Here is a 21,846-nt window from a genome sequence, read left to right as displayed (position 1 = left end):
ACGGGTCAGTGGCGCGGTGGATTCCCGCGCGGTGCCATGACGGCGTTCGGCAGGACGGGGGCGGGCAGCCGGTCTCCGGCATACCCTTCGACAGCGCCGAAGCGGTCGGAGGATTCCTCCCATTCCAGCCGGGCCTTCGCGATGTCCTCATGGCTGCGGCCGATGAAATTCCACCACATGACGATTTCCTCCTCGAAGGGAGTTCCGCCGAGCAGGACCGCGCGTGCGGTGATGTCCGACTCGTTCGTCAGTGTCAGGGTGCCGCGGCCCGGCGGGACGTATCCCAACTCGGCGGGGCGCAGGAGGACATCGGCCAGGCGGACGTCGCCCCGGTCGATCAGGAGGCCGTGCTCGAATCCGGGTTCCACGGCGAGCCTCAGGACTCCGCGCGGCGGGAGCACGATCTCGGCGCCGAGCAGGGGCGTGAACGTCGGCACCGGAGAGGTGACGCCGACGAGGGAGCCGAGGAAGACCCTGAGTTCGGCCCCGTCGGTCCGTACGGGCTCCGGTGCGTGGTGCCTGAAGTCCCGTGCGGCGTTCCGGTGTTCTTCGGGCAGCGCCACCCACAGCTGGACGCCGTGCAGCACGGTGGTGCGCGAGGTGGAGACCTCCGAGTGGCAGATGCCGTACCCGCCCGTCATGAGGTTCAGCTCGCCGGGCCGCACGAAGGCGTGGCGGCCCAGGCTGTCGCGGTGCTCGATCTCCCCGCTGAACAGCCAGCTCACCGTCTGCAGGCCCGTGTGGGGATGCGGGGCGACGTCCATGCCGCCCGTCTCGGAGACGTCGTCGGGGCCGTAGTGGTCCACGAAGCACCACGCGCCGATCAGGGTCCGGGTACGCTGCGGCAGCGTGCGGCGCACGGTCATCGCCCGCGGGCCGCCCAGGGGCACGTCGCGTGCGGCCAGTACGTCGACCTGCGGCCTCCCGTCCGGCTGCCCGCCGTCCGCCGATCCGTCGCACCGCGTTTCCCCCGGCCTCGCTTCGGCACCGCTCATCATCGCTTCCTCTCCATCACCTGTATGCCGGTCATCTCCGACAGAGATGACCGATATCCCGAACGATCGTGACGGGAGGGGAAGCGACGGGGGCGTTCCAGCGCTTGTCCCATCAGGCATCCTCCCGAGCCGGACCGACCGGCTCCCCGTCCCGAAGAAGGTTCCTCGTGTCCCAGTCATCCGACCTGCGGCCCTCGACCCAGGGCGCGCTCCGCGCCGAAACCGAGCCGGGTGTGCCGGGCCGGCTGATCGCGCTGCTGGCCGTGGCCTCCGGTATGACGGTCGCCAACCTCTACTACGCCCAGCCGCTGCTCTCCTCGCTGCGCGAGGTCTTCCACACGAGTACGGCGGCGGCCGGCTGGCTGATCACCCTCACCCAGGTCGGGTATGTGATCGGCATGCTCTTCCTGGTCCCGCTCGGCGACCGACTGGAGAAGCGCGGCCTGGTCGGCGCACTGCTCGCGGTCACCGCGGTCGCCCTGGTGACGGCCGGCCTCGCCCCGAACTTCCCCGTGCTGCTGATCGCCTCCCTGGTCAGCGGCGCCACGTCGGTCGTCGCCCAGATCCTGGTGCCCTTCGCGGCGAGCCTCGCCCCCGACCATGCCCGCGGCCGGACCGTCGGCCGGGTGATGAGCGGTCTGCTCACCGGCATCCTGCTCTCCCGCACCCTCAGCAGCCTGGTCTCCGACGTCGCCGGCTGGCGCGTGGTCTACCTCGGTTCGGCGGTGCTGATGGCCGTACTCGCTCTGGCCCTGCGCGCGGCCCTGCCCCAGCACGCGCCCACCACGACCGTCCCCTACGTCCACGTGCTGCGCTCCACCGTCCAGCTGGTCCGCACCCATCCCGCGCTCCTGCGTCGCGGCCTCTACCAGGCGGCGATGTTCGGCGCGTTCAGCGCCTTCTGGACCACCGTCTCGTACGTCCTCACCGGTCCGGGCTTCCGCTACTCCCCCGTCGGGGTCGGCGTGTTCGCCCTGGTGGGAGCGGCCGGCGCGGCCGTGGCCCCGCTGGCCGGACACTGGGCGGACCGCGGGCTGACCCGGCCCATGACCGGCGCCGCGTTCGTCCTCGCCGCGCTGGCCTTCGCGCTCGCCGGAGCCGGCCGGCACCACATCGTCCTGATCGCGCTCGCCGCCGTCCTGATCGACATGGCCGTCCAGACCACCCTGATCCTCGGCCAGCACACCATCTACCAGCTCGATCCCCATGCCCGTGCCCGCCTCAACAGCGCCTTCATCGCGACCTTCTTCCTCGGTGGCGCTCTCGGCTCCCAGCTCGGCTCGCTCACCTACCACGCGGGCGGCTGGCCGGCGCTGACGGTCCTCGGCGCGGCCCTGCCGGTCGTGGCGCTCCTGTACTGGCTCACCGAACGCCGCAAGGCGGACCGGGCCCCCGCCCTCGACGCCGCATGACAGGGCACGCCGACGGCTGTCGCGGGACACGGCGCGTCGGGCGGCCGCGCAGTTCTTCTCCGGACAATGCCTCGTGCGCTCCTCGGCAATCCGCGCCCCCGGGCCCACCGTACGGTCGTCAGCGCCCCGGACCGTCGGCGTCCGGGCCGGCGAACACAGCCGTACGAGACCATCGCAGACAGGGGGCGGCATGAGACACCCTTCTTCCGGTGCCGCGGACAAGAGTTCGATCGTCGTCAGGACGACGATCCTGGTCACCGTGGCCGCCGAACGGCCGGTGCCGCTCCCTGCCGAACTCCGGTACACCGTGACGGATCCTTACGCCGTATGCCTGTCGCTGGGTGCCCCCTCGGCCCCCTCCGTCGACTGGGTCTTCGCTCGGTCGCTCCTCGCGGACGGACTGCGCGGGCTCGCGGGGGCCGGGGACGTGGTCGTGTTCCCGCGGCGCCGGTGCCGTCCGGCCACGGTCCGCGTCCTCCTCATGCCCCGGAAGGGCACGGCGGTCCTCGATGTCGCGACCGCCGCCGTCACGGACTTTCTGCGCCGGGCGGACGCGCTGGTGCCGCCGGGCACCGAGAACCACCACATCGATCTCGACCGCGTCGCCGAACAGCTCACGGCCGGTCGCGAATGACACGCCGCCCCCGCGCCGCCGCCCCTCCGCCCGCGAGGCGTGCGCGAGGCGGCCGCCGTGGCGACCCGGTCGGTGCGGTGGCGGCGTCGTGGCGAGACCGGCCACGAGGGCCCCGGCCCGCCGCCGGTGGCCGGTACCACACCGCGGCGGTCGGCCAGGGTGCGCCGGGCCGTCGGTGACCCGGCCGACGAGGGCGGCATCCGTCCGCTCGCGCATGCTCGTGTCCCTCTTCTCGTCACCGTCTTGCGGCGCACCCCTGCCACGGCCTTCCGACCGACCGCCGGGCAGCGAGGCTAGGGCAGTGACACGGCACCGTCTGCCTGTGCGTGCACGGGGGCCGTCCCCAGAGCGCACGCCGGTCGACCGGCAGGACGCACGGTGCGCTGACGGGCGCCTGCGCGTGCGCTCCCGGGCAACTCGTCCCCTGCCCAGCCCCTAGCGTCGATCGCGTACACACAGCACGGCATCGCAGGAGGCGCGCCATGACCACCAGTTCCACGCCCACGAGCAGCCAGCCATGGCTGCATCAGAAGGGCGCGGTCATCCAGGAGTTCGGAACCGTCAAGCAGTTCCCCATCGCGTTGTCCTACGAGGCGCGCATGTACTCCTGCCAGCGTCTGAACAAGGTCCTGGCGGACACCCAGATGCTCTACGGCCTCTACAAGAAGCACCACTGGATCATGCGTGGCGCGACCTTCTACCAGCTCCACCTGCTTCTGGACAAGCACGCGGGAGAACAACTGGAACTCGTCGACACCCTCGCCGAACGCGTGCAGACGCTGGGCGGCGTCGCCGTGGGCGATCCCCGGCACGCAGCCGAGATCACGTCGGTTCCGCGCCCGCCGGACGGTGTGGAGGAGGTCCCGGCCATGCTCTCGCGGCTGCTGGAGGCCCACGAGACGATCCTCACCGACGCCCATGACGCAGCCGCCCGAACCGCCGAGCTCGGTGACGACGGCACCAACGACCTGCTGGTCTCACAGGTCGTCCGCACCGGCGAACTGCAGTCCTGGTTCCTGGCCGAGCACCTGGTCGACACACCGCTGGTCCGCGCCTAGCACGGCGAGGGCCGCCGACGCCGGAACGGGAGGGGCCGACGCGGCGCAGCCGGTCGCGCCGCCGGCCCGTCCTCACCGATGGCCGGCGTCGGCCCGCGCCCGTCCGCATATCATGCGGCGAAGATCGCCGCCCTGATCGGAGGGGCGCCGCGTCACCGGGAGCGGATGATGGATCTCCGGCAGATGGAAGTCGTCCTCGCGGTGGCGGACGCGGGCGGGTTCACGGCGGCGGCGAGACGTCTGCACGTGGTCCAGTCCGCCGTCTCCGGGACGGTCCGCTCCCTGGAGCGCGAGTTGGGCACCCCCCTGTTCGTCCGGACGACGCACCGCGTGGCGCTCACTCCCGCCGGGGAGGCGTTCGTACCCGCCGCACGAGCCGCACTGCGCGCCGCCGAACTGGCCCGCGAGGCGGTCGACGCCGCCCGCGGGGAACTGCGCGGCAGGGTGACGGTCGGCACGATGCAGGGTGTCTGGGCGGGGCTGCACCACGCGCTGGCGGCGCTGCGGGCGCAGCACCCGAACGTGGTGGTCCACCTGCGCCAGGCGGCGGTCGCCGACATCCGGCAGGCCCTGCGCGAGGGAACGGTGGACCTGGCCGTGGTGGCGCTCGACCGCCAACAGCAGCGCGGGCTGACGACCCGGCTGCTGTCCCGCGAGGAGATGGTCCTGGTGGCCTCACCCGAGCGGGACCTCGGCGCGCGCTCCCCCGAGGGCACCATCGACCCCGAAGAGATCGCCCGGCTGCCTCTGGTCGACTTCACCCCCGGCTGGGCGATCCGCGACGCGGTCGACCGGGCCTTTCGCGCCGCCGGCGTCGACCGCACCACGACCTTCGAGGTCAACGACATCGTGGCCGCCTCCGAACTGGTCCGCAACGACCTGGGCGTCTGCGTCATGCCCCTCTCCATCGCCGACCGCTTCCCCGATCTGACGACGTACCGGTTCGCCCGGCACGCACCGACGTGGAAGGTCATGGTGGTACACCCTCCCGGCAGGCCGCCGGCAGCGGTCGCGGCGCTCCTGCGGCACATCGGCTGAGCCCACCGGGCACGGCCGACGCCGTGGTGCGGCGGATCGCCGTCCGGGCGCCGGGGTGGCCGCCCGGCTGACGCGCCCCGCACCAGGACGGGCCGAAGGTGTGCAGCGGCGGGCAAGTACACGGGCGCTCGCAGACAATTCCCGCCTGCCGGTGGCCGTCTAGCGTGTCGGTGCGCCGTGCGCCGACCGCGTCCGGCCGGCTCGGCTGCCGCGCCCTGTCCGCTCACGCGGTAGGCCCCCGCCTCCGGCGAGGCCCCAGGGGCCCGGCACGCCCCGTCAACCGCCGCTCCCCGGGAGTACCCATGGCTTCGCCCACCGTCGTCGAACTGTCCCGGTGGCAGTTCGCGATCACCGCGATCTTCCATATGACCTTTCCCGCGCTCACCGTCGGGCTCTCCGTGCTCCTGGCCGTCGCGTACACGGTCCACGTACGCACGGGAGATCCCCTGTATCTGCAGATCTTCCGCTTCTGGAAGAAGATCTTCGCCGTCGGCTTCGGGCTCGGCGTGGTCGCCGGCACGGTGATGACCTTCGAGTTCGGCCTCAACTGGGGCACGTACGCCCACGCGGTCGGGCCGGTCATCGGGGTCACCATCGGCATGGAAGTGATCACCGCCTTCTTCCTGGAGGCGGGCTTCATCGGCCTGATGCTCTACGGGGACGGGCGGATCCGTCCGCGCACCATGGCCCTGGCCAGCTGGATGGTCGCCTTCGGAACCCTGCTGTCCACCACCTGGATCCTGTCCGCCAACAGCTGGATGCAGGACCCGGTCGGCTACCGGAAGGTCGACGGTCAGTTCCACGCCGCGGACTGGACCCGCATCCTGCTCAACCCCGCCTTCGCCCACCGCTTCCCGCACATGCTGCTGGCCGTGCTGATCAGCGCCGCCTGGTTCGTCGGCGGCATCTCCGCCTGGTACCTCGTCAAGAACCGCGTCCAGGCGCAGCCGATGGCCCGCCGCTGCCTGTCCCTCGCCCTCGGGGTCCTCGGTGTTCTGATGCCGGTACAGCTGTACGTGGGCGACGGCACCGCGGGCTTCATGGGTGAGCACCAGCTCCCCAAACTCGAGGCGTTCGAAGGTAACTGGACGAGCGACAACAACGGCTACAACCTGCTCGTCATCCCCGACACGGGCAAGGGCGAGAACCGCTTCCACGTCGAGATTCCCCGTCTCGGTTCGGTCATCGCCCAGGACCTCGGCGGCACGAGGACGACACCCGGACTGCTGCAGACCCCACCCGCCGAACGCCCCAACATGTGGACCACCTTCTACGGCTTCCGCGCGATGTACTTCACGGCACTGCTCATGTTCGGAACGGCCTTCGCGGGCGTGGTCCTGCGGGTCCGACGGCGCCTGTTCCACTCCCCGCGCTTCCTGAAGTGGATGGTGTGGATGACCCCGGCCGGGATCATCGCCATCACCGGCGGATGGATCGTCGCCGAGACCGGCCGCCAGCCCTGGGTGGTGTACGGCCAACTGCGCACCGCCGACGCCGCCTCCGGTCTGACCGCCCCCGAAGTCGCCGCGAGCCTGGCCGGTTTCGTCCTGCTCTACGTCACCCTGCTGGCCATCTGGGCCCGCTACATCGTCCGTACGGTCAAGGCCGGACCCGAGGCTCTGCCCACCGGCCCCGCCTCGCCCGACGCATCGGAGGCCCTCGTTGCTTGAGTACGCCGGCTATGCCCTGGTTCTCTTCTCGCTCGGTATGTACGTCGTCCTCGACGGTTACGACCTCGGGGTGGGCATGCTCAGTCTGGCGGCCCGGCCGGAACGCCGAAGGGAGTACGGCGAGATCGTCGCCACCGCCTGGGACGCCAACGAGAGCTGGATCATCCTGGTCGGTGTCGTGCTCTGGGCCGGTCTGCCCGGCGTCTACGCCGTGGTGGTGCCCGGGGCCTATCTGCCGCTGATCGTCATGCTCTTCTCCGTCATCCTGCGCGGCCTGGGCCTTGAGATGCAGAGCGCGGCCGGCGGCTACCGACGCGGCTGGGCGCTGCTGTTCGGCGGGGCGTCCCTCGCCACCACCGTGTGCCAGGGACTGGTCCTCGGCGCCGTACTGACCGGCCCGCACCAGCGGAACGGAACCTTCCACGGTGCGGCCCTCGACTGGTTCAGCCCCTACAGCGTGCTGTGCGCCCTCGGTCTGGTCGCCGTCTACCTGCTGGCCGGGGCCGCCTGGCTCCAGGACAAGACCGAAGGCCGGGCGCGGACGGGTGTGCGTCGCACCGGACGGTCCCTGCTGCTGGTCACCGCGGTCATGGCCGTCGTCCTGGGGCTGGGGCTGCCGAGCGCCGACCCGCAGCAGCTGCACCTCGGCCAGCCGGTTCGGGCCGTGCTGTTCTGGCTCGCCGTCGCCGCCGCCGTCGCCGCGGGTGCCGTCGCCTGGTCCGGTTTCGGTCGCCGTCCCGACTGGCGCCCGTTCGCCGCCGTGGCCACGATGACCGGCTGCGGGCTCGCCGGGTTGGCGGTCCTCACCCTGCCGGTCGTGGTGCCACCCGGCCTGAGCGTCCATCAGGCCGCCGCCCCGCACTCCTCGCAGCTCTTCCTGGTCCTCGGCGTCGGCCTGTGCATGCCGTTCGTGCTGGCCTACAACATCTACGCCTGGCGGAGTTTCCGGGGCAAGTACGCCGATCCGGTGGAGAGCCCCCTGCCGCCGCTGCCCACCCGGGCCCAGTCCCCCATGGCCGCGCCCTCGTCCACCGGCCCTCTGCGGACGGTGGCGCGACGCGTCCTGCTGGTGATGCTCGGCATCGTGGCCACCGCCCTCTCCCAGGACGTGTTCGGCGGCGTCTCCCCGGTGATCGGCCCGATCGGCGTCACGGTGCTGGGCTGCGCGGCACTGGCCGCCTGGATCACCGGCGACCGCCGCGACCGCCGCGCCGGGTACTTCGACGCGGACACCGAAGCGGAGACCGTCTCGTGAGGACCACCGCCGTACTCCTGGACGAACTGGCGGCGGACCGGGCCGATGACCCGGTCCCCGCCAGGCTGAAGTCCTGGGCGGCCGTCGCCGGGCCCGAGCTGCGCCGCGCGGGGGTCCTGCGCGGCGCGGCTCAGCTGGGCACCGTCCTGTGGGCGGGCGGGCTCTCCTGGGGCGCCCAGCGCGGCCTGTCCACGCTGAATAACAACCCGCGGCCGTGGACCGTCCTCCTCCTTCCCGCCCTCCTCGTGACGGCCGGCGTCGCCCTTCGCTCCGGACTGCTGGCGGCGGGCGACACGGCGGCCGCACGTGGCGCCCGTACCGTGCGCGAGACCCTGCGCCGTCGGCTCGTCGGGACGGCGCTGCCCTGCCACGGACCGGCTCGCACCGGCCTGGACGACGCACAGCTCGTCCAGGCCGTCGACGGCGAGGTGGACGAGCTGACCGGCTGGCTCACCGGCTATGTGCCCGCGCGGACGACCATGCTGCTCGGCAGCGGCATCATCCTGGTGGCGATCGTGTGCCGCAGCTGGTTCACCGCTCTGCTCGTGCTGGCGGCCACCCCGCTGTTGCCGGCCAACCTGAAGGTCATCGGCCTGGGCACGCGGACCGCCGTCGCCGCCCAACTGGCCGCGATCCGGTCCCACCAGTCACGGCTGCTGGACCACCTGCGGGGACTGCCCACCCTGGTCGGACTCGGCGCACACGAGGAGGCGGCCGCCTCGGTGGCCCAGGACGACCGCGAGGTCGCCCGTCGTACCGAGAAGGTGCTCCGGATCGCCTTCCTGTCGACCGCGTGGGTCGAGCTGCTCATCACCGGCACCCTCGCGGTCGTGGCCACCTACTGCGGCCTGGTCCTGCTCGCCTACCTGCGGCTGCCGGTCGTGCCGGACCACATGAGCCTGTCCGCCGCGTTGTTCGTGCTCGTCCTGGTACCCGCCTACTTCGCTCCGGCCCGGGACCTCGCCGCGGGCTATCACGCCCGCGCCCGTGCGAGTGCCGCCGTGGAACTGCTGGCGGCGATCCTGGACGCGGCCGACGCGGCCGACGCGTACGCGCCGCCCCCCGCCCACCCGGTCCGGCCGGCACGACGGACCCCGGCGCCGCCCGGTGTGTTCCTGAAGGCCGTCACGATCCGTCACGCGGGACGGGAGGAACCTTCCCTGGACCGCGTGAGCGTGCGGGTCGCACCGGGCCGGTGCCTGGCCGTCACCGGACCGAGCGGGGCGGGCAAGTCCACGCTGCTGGCCGTCGCGGCGGGGCTGGCCGCCCCGGACGACGGGCGCGCGCTCCACCTGCTGGACGCACGGGCCGTCCCCGCCGATCCCAGCCGAGTCTCCTGGGTGGGCCAGCCGGCCCACCTGCTGCCCGGCACCCTGCGCGAGAACCTCCTCCTGGCCCGGCCCACCGCAAGCGACCACGACCTGCTGGACGCCGTCGCCTCCCTCGGCTTCGGAGACCTCCTGACTTCGCTGCCGCGGGGACTGGACACCCCCCTCGGCGAACGCGGCACCGGCCTGTCCTCCGGTCAGTCCCAGCAACTGGCCCTCGTCCGGGCGTTGCTGCGGGACGCCCCCCTGCTGTGTCTTGACGAACCCACCGCACACCTCGACCCGCAAGCGGAACACCGGGTCCTGTCGGCGCTGCGGACACTGACCCGGGACCGTACGGTCCTGCTCGCCACCCACAGCGCGGCACTGCTGCCGCTGGCGCAGGACATCATCACGCTGGACCACGGGAGAGCCCGATGAGCCGGACCGGCACCTGGCGCCTGCTGCGTACGGCGGCTCCGCGCCGCGCCCTGGTGACCGGCGTGCTGCTGGCCATCGCCGGCGAAGTCGGCGGCGCCGCGCTGCTCGGTGTGTCCGGGTGGTTCCTGACGACCTGTGCCGTGGTCACCCTCCGGGCCGACACCACCTGGTCCTGGATGTATCCGTCGGGTGCCGTGCGGACACTGGCCCTGGCCCGCACCGGGCTGCGCTACCTCGAACGCCTCGTCAACCACCGGACGCTGCTGACCGCCTCCGTGGAGCTGCGCTCTCGGCTGTCCCGTGGCGCCGCCCGCCTTCCCACCCGTGAGCTGCGCGGCCTACGCGACGGTGCACTGCTCGCCAGGCTCACCACCGATGTCGAGACCGTCGCGGGCCTGCCCCCCAACGTCCTCGCACCCCTCGCGGCAGCGGTCACCACCGCGTGTCTGGTGGAGATCCTGCTGCTGTGGGCGATGCCGCTCCTGGGGGTGGCCGAACTGGCCGTCTGGGCGGCCGGCCTCGCCTGCGCCCGGCGGTCCCACCGTCTGGCGCGAGCTCGTCTGGCCACGGCCACCGAGGCCAGGACCGCTCTGCGTACCGTGCTGCTCGGCAGCCGGGCCGCCTTCGAGGAACTGCGGTGCCTGGAGGCCGTTCCGCAGGCGCAACGGGCGGCGATCACCGCCATGACGGCTGTCGAGTCCGCCGAATGGGCCGCTGCCCGAGCCGAGCGGCTCGGCCGTCTGGCGCTGCGTCTTCTCGGCGCCCTGGGCCAGGCGACGGTGCTGGGCACGGCCCTGAGCGCCGCTCCCGCGCAGCCGATCGCCGTCGTGGTGGGCGAGGTGCTCCTGGTGGCCGCCGGGTGGGAGCTACTGGACAGCATGCCCCGGTTGCTGCGGCATCTGGCCGAGGCCGGCGACGCGGCCGGACGCCTCGCGCCGCTCGCCGCCGAGGAACGGCCCGCGGGCCCGCGACGGCCGGCCGCCCGCTCCGTGGAGACGAGAGGTCTCCCACTCCCGGGATCGTCCACCTGCCTCTCCCTGACCCTGAAAGGCCCCGGTCTGGTCCTGGTCACCGGCCCGAACGGCAGCGGGAAATCGACGCTGCTCGGTCAACTCGCCGGTCGTCTGCCGGCCCCCGCGGGCACGGTCCTCCTCGACGGCACGCCGGTGCGGGACCTGTCGGCCCGGACCGTCGCCGAGACCGTCACCCTGGTCGAGGCCGACGACTGGCTGGCCGACGCGACGGTGGCGGCCAATCTGCGTCAGGCGGCGCCGTCGGCCGACACCGCCGCCCTCCGGAGGGCACTGGAGGTGGTCGCCCTCCCGGCCCTGCCGCTCGACACCCCGGTGGGCCCCGGCGGGCGTCTGCTGTCCCAGGGGCAGCGAAGGCGCCTCGCCACCGCGCGCGCCGTGCTGAGGCGCCCTGCGGTCCTGCTGCTCGACGAACCGACCGCCGGTCTGGACCGTCCCACCGCCGAGGCGCTGCTGGCCGCACTGCCCCGGGCGCTGCCCGACACCGCGGTGGTGATCGCCCTCCAGGAGCAGCACCGCGACCTGCTGGACCGGACTCCGACCGCGGTCGTCCCCCTCGGCCTCGCCGCCGCCGTTCACCGGGCCCCGCACCCCTGATCTCATGGATTCACGCGATGCGGCGGCCGGTTGCGCACTGACACGGTGTGTCCGGAAAGCGCACCGGCTGAAAGGCGGAGATCATGTCGCCGAATTCATCTCTGTTGGAGCCTCGGCTCTCGGACACCCTCTACGCGACCGACGCGGTGCCCGCGCACCGCCGACGGGCGTACTGGCGTGAGTCACTGTGCCGGACGTTCGGTTCCGTGGACATGGCCGTCCCCGACGAGGTCGACCGCGGCACGATCCGCACGTCATCGCTGGGGCCGATGCAGGTCGTCACGGTGGACGGCGACCCACTGCGGGCCCTGCGCACCCGGCGGCTCATCGCGGGCAGCGACAACGACGCCTACGTGGTCGTGAAGCTGCTGAACAGAGGCGTCGCCCGGGTCGAGCAGGACGACCGTGACGCGTACGTTCGGCCGGGACAGCTCTTCGTCTACGACATGGCGCGGCCCATCCGGATGACCCTGCCCGAGCGCTTCCAGACGAAGTCTCTCGTCCTGCCTCGTGACGTGCTGGGTCTGAGCGAGTCGGAACTGCGGCAGATCACGGCCTCCCCGCTCGGCTCCGAGACACCGCTCGGCCGATTGCTGTCGCCGTTCCTGTTCCGGCTCGTGGACACCGGGGCAACGTACCCGCAGCACACGGCCGACCTGATCGCCCACAACGTCGTGGACCTGCTGCAGACGCTGGCCGACGAACGGCTGGGCAGGGCCGGTGCGGAGACGCCGAGCGGTGCCCGGGTGTCGCTGCTGCGGATTCGGGCCCACATCGACGCGAACCTCGCCGACCCGGATCTGACGCCGGAAGCGATCGCGCGGGCCCACCACATCTCCGTGCGCTACCTGCACAAGCTGTTCCAGTTCGAGGACATCACCGTCAGCCGGTGGATCCTGCAGCGCCGTCTGGAGCGGTGCCGGCGTGAGCTGACCCGCCGGAACGCGGCAGGGACGACCATCGCCGCGGTGGCCCACCGCTGGGGTTTCGCCAGTGCCTCCCATTTCAGCCGGGTGTTCCGGGCCACGTACGGAGTCTCCCCCGTCGAGTACCGGAACTCCGCCCACGCATGACCTCGGTCACTCCCCGGGCTCCATACCACGTGTGCGCTGAGCTGCGGTTCTTGCCATAGTGGACCCGGATCCGCCGGTGTCGCCGGCGAGTGCGGACAGGGAGGGCCCAAGTGGCGGGGTCGGGCAGATCGCTGTCCCGAAGCGGTCTGCGTGGCCGGGAGGACGAGCTGCGACAGGTGCAGGCACTGATCGCTTCCGTCGCCCGCACCGGAAGCGGCGCACTGGGCCTGATCCGCGGGGAACCGGGAATCGGCAAGACCACACTGCTGACCGAGGCCGTCGCCACGGCCCGGAGCGCCGGCTTCTCGGTCGGCCTCGGCAAGGCCGACGAGCTGCATCACGTCGTGCCCCTCTCGTCCCTGGCGACCTGCGTCCTGCACGGCGAGGAGCCGTTCCTGTCCGGCGATGTCCTGGTCGATCTCGCACGCCGGCACGACCAGCGGATCTGGCTGGTGGAACGCCTGGCGGAGGCGATCGAGGCAAGAGCCGCCCGCGTGCCGGTGCTGATCGCTCTGGACGACGCGCAGTGGGCCGACTCACTGAGTCGGTTCGCCCTGAAGCAGCTTCCGAGACGCTTGCGGACCTCGCCGGTCCTGTGGCTGCTGACCGGCCGCCAGGGCATCGGTGGGCCCGCGGAGGAGATCGTCGCGGCCGTGGCGGACGAACTCCCGGCGGTGACGGTGCCGTTGGGCCCGCTGTCCGGCGCGGCCATCGGCCAACTGGCCGGTGACACCCTGGGGACGGCCGTCGACGAGCAGGTGCGCGGCCTGCTCGAAGGAGCCGGCGGGAACCCGTTCCTCGCCGTCGAGATGCTCACGGGGCTGCGGACCGCCGCCGCCTCGGGTGAACCGGTGCCCCCCGGGCTCGTGGTGGGGGTGCGGGGCAGGCTCAGATCCCTGCAGCCCGACACCCTGCGCTTCCTCCAGATGGGAGCGGTGCTGGGACGCGGTTTCGGCTTCCACGACGCCGCCGCGCTGTGCGACCGAGCGCCCGCCACGTTGATCCCGGCACTCGAAGAGGCGCTGCACGCGGGTCTCCTGGACGACGACGGCACCCATCTGGTCTTCCGTCACGATCTGCTGCGCCAGGCCGTGTACGTGGGCATCCCGCCCTCGGCCCGAAAGGCCCTGCACCGAGCGGCGGCCCACCGCCTCGTCTCGGCGGGCCATCAGCCGATCGACGCCGTGTCGCACGTCCTGAGGGGCGCCCTGCCCGGGGACGAGGAGGCGGTGGCGCTGCTCGGGCGCGCCGCCGACGACGTACTGCCGTTCACACCGGGCCTCGCCGCCGACCTGGTGACGCGTGCCCTGGAACTGGTCCCGGCCGCCCGACCGTCGTGGTTCGTGGTGGGTGAGCAGGCGGTCGTCTGCCTGACCCGGGCCGGCCGGAACCGGGAGGCGCTGTCGACCGGCGACCGGCTCCTGGCGTGCCGGCCCCCCGTGGAGACACTCGGCCGACTGCAGGCCGCCCTCGGCCTGACGCTGTGGAACATGGATCTCGCCGACGAGTTGCGCCGCCGGACCGAAACGGCCCTCGCGCTCGACGGTGCCGCACCGGAGGTCGGGGCGCGGCTGGCCGCTCTGCGCGCACTGGCCCTCTCCCGGGCACATGATCTCGGCCCGGCGCGTGAGGCCGGCGAGGACGCGCTCCGTGCCGCCCTCGACGTCGGTGACGACCAGGCTCGTGGTCAGGCCCTGTTCGCGCTCGGCGAGATCGCGCTCAACGCGGGTGAGAACGCCGTCGCGCTGGAACGCTTCACCGCGCTCAGCGCTGTCGATTCCGCCTTCCTTCCCGAAGAGATCGTCGCGTACCAGCACATGGACGACTTCGAGACCAGCGAGCGGCTGCTCCTGAAGGCGGTGGACGATGCCCGGGGGCTGCGCGAGGCGATGTTCCTGTGGGCACAGGGCCAGCAGCACCTCGGGCTGGGCAGGCTCGACGACGCCGACGCCGACTTCGTGACGATGGAGCGCCTGGAGGACGATGTGCGGGTACCCGTCCAGCAGGTGAACGGCCGCGTGATCCGGTCGCGGATCGCCCTGCTGCGCGGCGACCGGGAAGCCGCGCGGCAGCACCTGGCCGCCGCGCGGGACAGGCTGGCGGCCAAACCGAACCCGGGCAACACGGCCGCGGTGCGCTTCCTCGAAGCGGTCCACGCCGACGCCGACGGGGACATCGGACTCGCCGTCGACAGGATGCGCCGGGTGCAGGAGCAGGGCCCCTTCCTGCGCTGGCGGCTGCTGCGCACCTGGGTCGGCTCCGCCGTACGCATGGCCCTGCGGGGCGCGGACCGGCGGCTCGCCGAGGACTTGGCGGCACAGGCCGCGGCCCACGCCGAACGCAATCCGTCCGTGCCCACCGCCCTGGGTGTCGCGGCGCAGGCCCTCGGACTCGTGCGCGGCGATCCCGCCCTGCTGGAACGCTCGGTCGCGCTGCTCGAAGCGAGCCCTCGGCCGCTGGTCCGGGCCGCGGCACGTGCCGACCTCGGACAGGCCCTCCTGGCAGCGCACCGCACGCCCGAGGCGGTGGCCGCCCTGACCGAGGCCCACGCCGCGTTCACGGCGTCGGGGGCGCACGCCGCGGCGGCACGGGTCAAGCTCGATCTGACGGCTGCGGGGGCGGGCGGCCGCCGGGCGACGAGCAGACGGCTTCCCGTCCAGGGGTGGGGGGCCCTGACGGCCTCGGAGAAGAAGGTCGCGCGCCTCGTGGCCGAGGGCCACACCAACCGTGCGACCGCGGACCTGCTCGTCGTCTCCCCGCACACCGTCAACACCCACCTGACGTCCGCCTTCCGCAAGCTGTCGGTCAACTCCCGGGTCCAGCTCGCCAACCTGGTCAGGGCCTTGCCCGAGGACTGAGGCGATGTTGGTACGTTCACGCGATGCCGGCCGGTCCCGGATGCGCTGGGCTGGAACCCCACACCCGGTCGGAGGTCGCCCACGTGCACGGAACCGCTCCCGTACCGCTGGCCGTCGTGCTCGTGCACGGGGCGTTCGCCGGCGCCTCGTCCTGGGCGAAGGTCATCGGGCTCCTTCACGCCGCCGGGCTGGCGGTGCTCGCCCCGGCGAACCCGCTGCGCGGCCTGGCGCACGACGCCGCCTACATCAGGAGCGTGCTGCGCCAGATCGACGTCCCGGTCGTACTGGTCGGCCACGGTTACGGCGGAGCGGTCGTCACCGAGGCCGCCGCCGACGCCGAGAACGTCGTGGCGTTGTGTTACGTCGCGGCGTTCGGCCTCGACGCCGGGGAGTGCCCCAGGGACGTCATCGACCGCTTCGCTCCCATGCCGGCGATGGACTCGGCCTTCACCGCCGCGGTCTCCCCGCGGTTCTCCGGTGGTCCGGGCAGCGAGTTGTACATCCGCGGGGACCGGTTCCCTCAGACGTATGCCGCCGACCTGCCGCTCCGCGTCGCCCGTGGGCTGTCCGTGACCCAACGCCCGGTCGCCCAGGACGCGTTGACCGGCAGATCGGGCCCGCCCGCATGGGCTTCCCGACCGTCCTGGTACGCGATCGCCGCCGCCGACCGGATGCTCAATCCCGCGGCCCAGCGCTTCATGGCGCAGCGCATGGCGGCCACCGAGCACGTGCTTCCCGGTTCACACGCCGTCGTTCTCTCCCACCCCGAGGCCGTGGCGGTGATGATCAAGGAAGCCGCAGGACAGAGCGGTGATCGCGGTGGCGGCTATGGTCTCCAGGGGCCCTTTGAGCAGACGATCTTCCGAACGGAGGAATGAGGTAGCATCCCCGTTCGGACCGGAAGGTGCCGGTATGAGCTGTCTCGCCGTCGCACTCCCACACCGGCGTTCCGGCAGCAGACATCACTCGGGAAGGCACCGCCATGACCCCAGCGGCCAGGCCGGCGGCGCGACGGATCACCGCGCTCGTCGGATCCGTTGCCCTCGTGCTCGCCGCCGCCGGCTGCGGCGGCGGAGAAGGCTCCGCGTCCGCCACCGGCAAGGTGACCTCCATCACCGCTCTGGACTACTACACCGACGCCCGCGAACACGCCCAGTGGAGCGAGCGGCTCACCGCCTGCGGCAGGACGGCCGGCGTAACGGTCGAGCACCGGAGCGTCCCCGGGGCGTCGCTCGTCCCGAAGGTGCTCCAGCAGGCGTCCTCACGAACGCTTCCCGACCTGCTGATGCTGGACAACCCCGACGTGCAGCAGATCGCCCAGACCGGCGCGCTGACCCCGCTGGACCGGTACGGCATCGACACCAGCGGCTTCGACAAGGGCGTCCTGTCGGCGGGTACCTACAAGGGGAAGGTGTACGGACTGGCGCCCACGGTCAGCACGATCGCCCTCTTCTACAACAAGGACATGCTCTCCGAGGCCGGCGTCACCGTGCCGAGGACCTGGGACGAACTGGAGCGGGCCGCGGCCAGGCTGACTCGCCCCGGCCGCTACGGCATGGCCGTGGACGCGAACGCCACGTTCGAGGGCACCTGGCAGTTCCTGCCCTTCCTGTGGTCCAACGGCGGGGACGAGGGACGGCTGGACACGCCGCAGGCCGCGCAGGCGCTCCAGCTCTGGGTCGACCTGGTCAAGAGCGGATCCATGTCGAAGTCGGTGCTGAACTGGACGCAGGCGGACGTCCACGACCAGTTCGTCGCCGGCAAGACGGCCATGATGCTCAACGGCCCCTGGCGGATATCCGAGATGGCCGAGTCCCGGAACCTGCACTGGGGTGTGGCCCCCATCCCCGTCCGCAGCCAGGGGCAGACCCTTGTCACACCGCTCGGCGGTGAGGTGTGGACGGTACCGCGGAACCCTTCGGAGGCCCGGCGGGAAAAGGCCGCCCGGGTACTCGCCTGCCTGAACGACCCCACCCACATGCTCGCCGTGGCGAAGCAGTACTTCACCGTGCCCTCCCGCACCGCGGTGGCGTCCCGGTACACCGAGCAGGTTCCGGCGATGCGCGCCTTCGTCAAGAGCGTCGCGCAGGCCCGAGCCCGTACCGGCGAACTCGGCGTCGGGTGGCCGCGGGCGGCGACCGGCATCTACACCGCCGTCCAGGCCGCGCTGACGGGCGAGCAGACACCGCAGGAGGCGCTCAGGCACGCGCAGCAGATCGCGACCGGTTCCTGACCGGTGAAGGACGGGGCCGAAGACAAGGCCGCGCCGGGCAGGGGCCGGGCCGCCGTCCGGGCACGGCTGTGGGAGCCGATCGCCCGGTGGATGTTCCTCGCGCCCGCCGTGGCCTACCTGCTGCTGTTCTTCGGCTACCCGATCGTCGAGAACATCGTGATGAGCTTCCAGCAGTACACGACCACGACGTTCTACACCGGTGCCGCGCCGTTCGTGGGGCTGCGGAACTACACCGGGATCCTGTCGTCGGACCTGTTCGCGAGGGCTTTGCCGACCACGGTCCTGTTCACCGCCGGTTCCCTCGCCGGGCAGTTCGTACTCGGCCTGGCCCTCGCCCTGTTCTTCCACCGCAGGTTCCCGCTCGGCCGCGTTCTGCGCTCGCTCCTCCTGCTGCCGTGGCTGCTGCCGCTGGTCGTCTCCGCGACGACGTGGAGGTGGATGCTCGACACCGACACGGGAGTCGTCAATCACACTCTGCGCGGCCTCCACCTCCTGTCGTCCGGCGTTCCCTGGCTGACCGGCACCTCCCAGGCGCTCGCCTCGGTGACCGTCGTCAACATCTGGGTGGGAATACCGTTCAACACCGCGATCCTGTACGGCGGTCTGCAGGACATCCCGGCACATCTGTACGAGGCGGCGAAGCTGGACGGCGCCGGTCCGCTGACGTCGTTCCGCCGCATCACGTGGCCCCTGCTGCGGCCCGTGGCCGGCGTCGTGCTGGTGCTGGGCGTGGTCTACACCCTCAAGGTGCTGGACATCATCCTCATCGTGACGGGCGGGGGGCCGGCCGACGCCACGGAGACCATCGCCACACGGTCCTACGAACTGTCCTTCCAGCAGTTCGAGTTCGGGCGCGGCGCCGCGCTGGGCAACGTACTCGTCGTCATCTCGCTCCTCTTCGCCGTCGTCCACCTGCGCGCCAACCGCCGCGCCCTGGAAGCCGGAAGCACGGGCCCGTGAAGCGCACACCCACACGTGGCCGGCCGTACACGATCGCGGGGATCGTCCTCCTCGCGCTGATGCTGTTTCCGGTGTACTGGATGGTGAACGCCTCCCTGCAACCGGCGGGCGACGTCCTTCGGGGAGCCTGGTTTCCCCTCCACCCGGACTTCAGCGGCTACGCCACCGCGGTGCACGACCAGGGACGGGCTCTCGCCACCAGCCTCGTCGTGGCCCTCGGCAGCACGGTGCTGAGCCTCGCACTCGCCGCGCCGGCGGCCTACGCACTGGCGCTGCTCCGCCCCAGGGGAGCCACCCCCGTGCTGTTCGGCATCCTGGTCACGCAGATGGTGCCGGGCATCGTGGTGGCCAACGCGCTCTACGGCGCCTACAACGACCTGGGACTCCTGAACTCCCACCTCGGACTGGTGCTCGCCGACTCGACCGCCGGAGTGCCGTTCTCGACCATCATTCTGCGCTCGTCCATGCAGGGCGTTCCAAGAGAGATCATCGAGGCCGCGCGAGTGGACGGCGCCGGAAGGCTGCGCGTCTTCCGCTCCGTCGTGCTCCCGCTGAGCACCAACGCGTTGGTCACGGCCGGCCTTTTCAGCTTCCTGTTCGCCTGGAGCGACTTCCTCTTCGCCCTCACGCTGAACACCACCGAGACGGTACGGCCGATCACCCTGGGCATCTACGACTACGTCGGCGCTCACTCGAACCAGTGGAACGCCATCATGGCGACCGCCGTTCTGGCGGCCCTCCCGGCAGCCGCTCTGCTCGTCGTCGCTCAGCGCCACGTCAGGGCCGGGATCACCAGCGGAGCCGTCGACTGACAGGCCGGGTCCCACGGTCCGCCGCCGACCCGCTGCGCGAACAGGCCGGACTCGGTGTTCTCACGGCTGCCTCGTCCGGCCCGACCAGGCGTCCGGCACGCCCGTCGCCGACCTCGTCGTCGAGGGGCTCACCGGCCGTGCCAGGTGTCGCCGATACCGTCTCCTTCCGGGACTCCGATGTCGGGCAGCTCCGCCAAGAGGCGCTCGCCGAGGCTCTCGTCCCGCTGCCGCTCCGACGCCGTGACGCCGGTGTGCTCCACTCCCCAGGGCTTCTGCGGGGGCGACCAGCCCTCGGCCAGGACATCGTCGCCGCCCCGGTGGTCCAGGGTGCCGGCCGCGTCGAGGAGGCCGGCGCCGTCCGGCACACCTCCGACCTGTCCGGCTGGTAGACCTCGTCACCCGTCGTCTCGTCGGTCAACTGCGCTCCAAGGGCGTTCGGGGGTCTCGAAGTCGGCACCGCGCGTTCCCGGGCCGCGGGCACGCACGGGCGGAACACCCGTCGGGCGGGCGCGGCAGACGTACCGCGGAGCAGCCACGAGCCGCGGTGTTCCGCGCTGTCACCGCCGACGGATCAGCCGTCGTCGCCCTCGCCCTGGTGCAGTTCGGCCACGTAGCCGCCGGGGAACCGCACCATGGCGTCGGAGCGGCCCTCGGAGGCGTGCGGCCCCCACAGCACCTTCGCGCCGGCCCCCTCGGCCCTGTGCAGCGCCGCCGTGAGATCCTCCACCGCGTAGCCGGTGGTCTCCCGTCCGAACGGGTAGGGCAGGTGGCCGTCGTTGACGCTGACGACCGTGTTGCCGAACCGCGAGCGGATGGCGATGCGGCGGTACGTCTCGTCGGGCAGACCGATGTCACCGCCGTCCGCCGCCCGGTCGTCGGAGACGATCCGGCCCCCGGTGAACCGCACGTAGGAGCGGAGGAATCCGTCCACCGAGTCGGGGGTCAGGTAGACGCGGTTGTCCGGCACGGTCTTCAAGGGCGCGTACGACGGCGCCTTGGTGTGCCAGTACAACTGCGCGTTGACGCCGCCCGGGAACTGCACGATCGCGTCCCGCCCGATCGGGTCGTCGAAGGGCGCGACGACGAGGTGTGCCCCGCTCCGCCGGGCGAGGCGGACGCCCTTGTCGAAGTCGCTCATGAGCCAGCCCGTCCGTTCGGCGCCGAACGGGTAGGGGGCGGGCGTCCGGAAGTCGAAGACGGACAGGGTGCCCACGGGCGAGAGGACCAGCTCCGACTCCGTCTCGCTGGGCGTCGGCGTGACGTCCGTGACGACCTTCGCCGTGTGGGTTCCGCCGAACGTCGCCCCCCAACTGGCGACGAACGCGTCCACGGAGCCGGGAGTGACATAGACATGAGTGGTGTCGTACTGGGGACCGACCGCCGTCGTCGAGGCCGTCGCAGCGGCTGCCTCGTCGTGGGCGGAGGACGGGGCCCCGGACCCCACCACACTCAGCGCCACCAGTAAGGCGGTCAGCGTCCATGCCGTCGTCCTGCGCTTCATCCCGGTCCTTCTCTCTCGAATTCCCTCGAAACCGTCCGAGTCGAAAGGTAGGTACGCGGCGCGCGGCCCATCATGCCGACAGCGTCCCAGGTGTTGCCTCTCGGCGAACAACGCGAGAGTGGCGGACGCCCGTCACCCTCCCGTCCGCGAGGCGTACGACGTCACCGGCGGGGATTTCGGGATTGCGCCCTGCCGGCCCCGGGAGTTCGGGGACACTTGGGGTCGCCGGGGGCGTCCGCCGGACGAACGGGGACGGCCGGCCGGGAAGAAGGCGGAGGAGTCGGGGTGCGGAGCGATGAGAACGACGACGGGCGCGGTGGTGGACGGGCGGGGTCGTCCGGCGCGTCCAGCCCGTCCTTTTCGCTCTCGTCGTGCTGTCGGCCGGAACGCGCGTCCGGGAGCGCGCTCACGGCGGGGGTCCGAACGCGATCGCGTTCGGTCCGACGGCCGTGTCGGCACTCGCCATCGGCGTTCTGGAGCGCCGGCGAGCGAGCCTGGCCGAGGACTCACGGTGACCGGTGGCGAGCGCGCGGAAGCAGCGTGCCGGTGAGACGTGTGGGGGGTCAGGGGTGAGGTACGGGGTCGCCCTCGCGGGTCTCTTCCTCGTGCCGGCGGTGTGGGGCGCGGCGGACCTCGTGGGTTCGCTGACGGCCGCGGCAGAGGTCGTCTGTCCCGGTGAGAACGTGGGCGCGGACGGCGAGGAACGGCCGGGCCCGATGCGTCCCGGGGACACCCGGTGCTCGGTGCTGGACGGGTCCCGCGCGGTGGCGACACGGGACTACGCGCAGCAGCGGCAGGCACAGTCCCTGGAACGGCGCCGCGATGCCGGAAACGGGGTCCTGCTCCTGGCATACGGCGCAACCGGCGCGCTCCTGACATGGCGAGCGTCGCGCTCGGCCGCGGCACCCGCCGTGCGGCCGGACCCTCACCGGTGACGGTGGTCCGGCCGGCGCGGCGATGCCGGGACTGCC

At 72.2% G+C, this 21,846-nt stretch carries 18 protein-coding genes; 15 read left to right on the top strand and 3 right to left on the bottom strand.

The window, feature by feature from the left end; genetic code table 11:
- Positions 1-5: 5 nt before the first annotated feature.
- Positions 6-995, bottom strand: a complete 990-nt coding sequence (locus QSK45_RS11675; RefSeq protein ID WP_285555863.1) for a pirin family protein — start codon at positions 993-995, stop codon at positions 6-8.
- A gap of 167 nt (positions 996-1,162) precedes the next feature.
- Here QSK45_RS11675 and QSK45_RS11670 point away from each other — a divergent pair, with 167 nt between their 5' ends.
- The 14 genes from QSK45_RS11670 (at position 1,163) to QSK45_RS11605 (ending at position 19,374) form a co-directional block, all read left to right on the top strand.
- Entirely contained in the window at positions 1,163-2,407 is a 1,245-nt protein-coding gene (locus tag QSK45_RS11670; protein ID WP_285555862.1) for an MFS transporter, read from the top strand.
- A 190-nt stretch (positions 2,408-2,597) separates the two neighbouring features.
- The gene (locus QSK45_RS11665; protein WP_285555860.1) at positions 2,598-3,041 is read left to right on the top strand and encodes an SsgA family sporulation/cell division regulator; all 444 of its coding nucleotides are present in this window, start codon (positions 2,598-2,600) and stop codon (positions 3,039-3,041) included.
- A 482-nt stretch (positions 3,042-3,523) separates the two neighbouring features.
- Positions 3,524-4,099 (top strand): Dps family protein, encoded by a 576-nt coding sequence (locus tag QSK45_RS11660; protein WP_285555857.1) that lies wholly within the window; start codon positions 3,524-3,526, stop codon positions 4,097-4,099.
- A gap of 168 nt (positions 4,100-4,267) precedes the next feature.
- Positions 4,268-5,137, top strand: a complete 870-nt coding sequence (locus QSK45_RS11655) for a LysR family transcriptional regulator (protein ID WP_285555855.1) — start codon at positions 4,268-4,270, stop codon at positions 5,135-5,137.
- Between the two features lie 302 nt (positions 5,138-5,439).
- Complete coding sequence (locus tag QSK45_RS11650; RefSeq protein WP_285555853.1) at positions 5,440-6,807, top strand: cytochrome ubiquinol oxidase subunit I; 1,368 nt, start codon at positions 5,440-5,442, stop codon at positions 6,805-6,807.
- Positions 6,800-8,062, top strand: a complete 1,263-nt coding sequence (locus tag QSK45_RS11645; RefSeq protein ID WP_285555851.1) for a cytochrome d ubiquinol oxidase subunit II — start codon at positions 6,800-6,802, stop codon at positions 8,060-8,062. Before QSK45_RS11650 ends, QSK45_RS11645 begins: the two co-directional genes overlap by 8 nt.
- Positions 8,059-9,810 carry an ABC transporter ATP-binding protein/permease gene (locus QSK45_RS11640; RefSeq protein WP_285555849.1) on the top strand — a complete coding sequence of 584 codons (1,752 nt, stop codon included), beginning with the start codon at positions 8,059-8,061 and terminating at the stop codon, positions 9,808-9,810. The genes QSK45_RS11645 and QSK45_RS11640 overlap by 4 nt, the downstream gene beginning before the upstream one ends.
- Positions 9,807-11,438 carry an ATP-binding cassette domain-containing protein gene (locus QSK45_RS11635; RefSeq protein ID WP_285555848.1) on the top strand — a complete coding sequence of 544 codons (1,632 nt, stop codon included), beginning with the start codon at positions 9,807-9,809 and terminating at the stop codon, positions 11,436-11,438. The genes QSK45_RS11640 and QSK45_RS11635 overlap by 4 nt, the downstream gene beginning before the upstream one ends.
- A 104-nt stretch (positions 11,439-11,542) precedes the next feature.
- Positions 11,543-12,511, top strand: coding sequence for a helix-turn-helix domain-containing protein (locus tag QSK45_RS11630; protein WP_285555845.1), 969 nt, complete (start codon positions 11,543-11,545; stop codon positions 12,509-12,511).
- Positions 12,512-12,600: 89 nt separating this feature from the next.
- Entirely contained in the window at positions 12,601-15,369 is a 2,769-nt protein-coding gene (locus QSK45_RS11625) for an ATP-binding protein (RefSeq protein ID WP_490993548.1), read from the top strand.
- A gap of 83 nt (positions 15,370-15,452) precedes the next feature.
- A complete protein-coding gene (locus QSK45_RS11620) occupies positions 15,453-16,247 on the top strand; it encodes an alpha/beta hydrolase (protein ID WP_285555842.1) in 795 nt (264 codons plus the stop codon).
- Between the two features lie 104 nt (positions 16,248-16,351).
- Positions 16,352-17,602: a sugar ABC transporter substrate-binding protein gene (locus QSK45_RS11615; RefSeq protein WP_285555839.1), complete on the top strand. Its 1,251-nt coding sequence runs from the start codon at positions 16,352-16,354 to the stop codon at positions 17,600-17,602.
- A gap of 90 nt (positions 17,603-17,692) precedes the next feature.
- Positions 17,693-18,562 carry a carbohydrate ABC transporter permease gene (locus QSK45_RS11610; RefSeq protein ID WP_490993556.1) on the top strand — a complete coding sequence of 290 codons (870 nt, stop codon included), beginning with the start codon at positions 17,693-17,695 and terminating at the stop codon, positions 18,560-18,562.
- Positions 18,559-19,374, top strand: coding sequence for a carbohydrate ABC transporter permease (locus QSK45_RS11605; protein WP_285555835.1), 816 nt, complete (start codon positions 18,559-18,561; stop codon positions 19,372-19,374). Before QSK45_RS11610 ends, QSK45_RS11605 begins: the two co-directional genes overlap by 4 nt.
- A 128-nt stretch (positions 19,375-19,502) precedes the next feature.
- On the opposite strand, the gene QSK45_RS38460 is transcribed toward QSK45_RS11605, so the two are convergent.
- Both QSK45_RS38460 and QSK45_RS11595 read right to left on the bottom strand, forming a co-directional pair.
- On the bottom strand, positions 19,503-19,739 hold the full coding sequence (locus QSK45_RS38460; RefSeq protein ID WP_395481819.1) for a hypothetical protein: 237 nt from the start codon (positions 19,737-19,739) through the stop codon (positions 19,503-19,505).
- Positions 19,740-19,945: 206 nt separating this feature from the next.
- Positions 19,946-20,875 (bottom strand): glyoxalase, encoded by a 930-nt coding sequence (locus QSK45_RS11595; protein WP_285555833.1) that lies wholly within the window; start codon positions 20,873-20,875, stop codon positions 19,946-19,948.
- A 569-nt stretch (positions 20,876-21,444) separates the two neighbouring features.
- On the opposite strand from QSK45_RS11595, the gene QSK45_RS11590 reads away from it, so the two are divergent.
- Positions 21,445-21,810, top strand: coding sequence for a hypothetical protein (locus QSK45_RS11590; protein WP_285555832.1), 366 nt, complete (start codon positions 21,445-21,447; stop codon positions 21,808-21,810).
- Positions 21,811-21,846: the final 36 nt, after the last annotated feature.

Origin of the sequence: Streptomyces hygroscopicus subsp. hygroscopicus, from assembly GCF_030269125.1 — a bacterium.
Lineage (GTDB): Bacteria > Actinomycetota > Actinomycetes > Streptomycetales > Streptomycetaceae > Streptomyces > Streptomyces hygroscopicus_C.
Note: the sequence above shows the minus strand (reverse complement) of the source record. Positions and strands in the feature narration are given on the sequence as shown.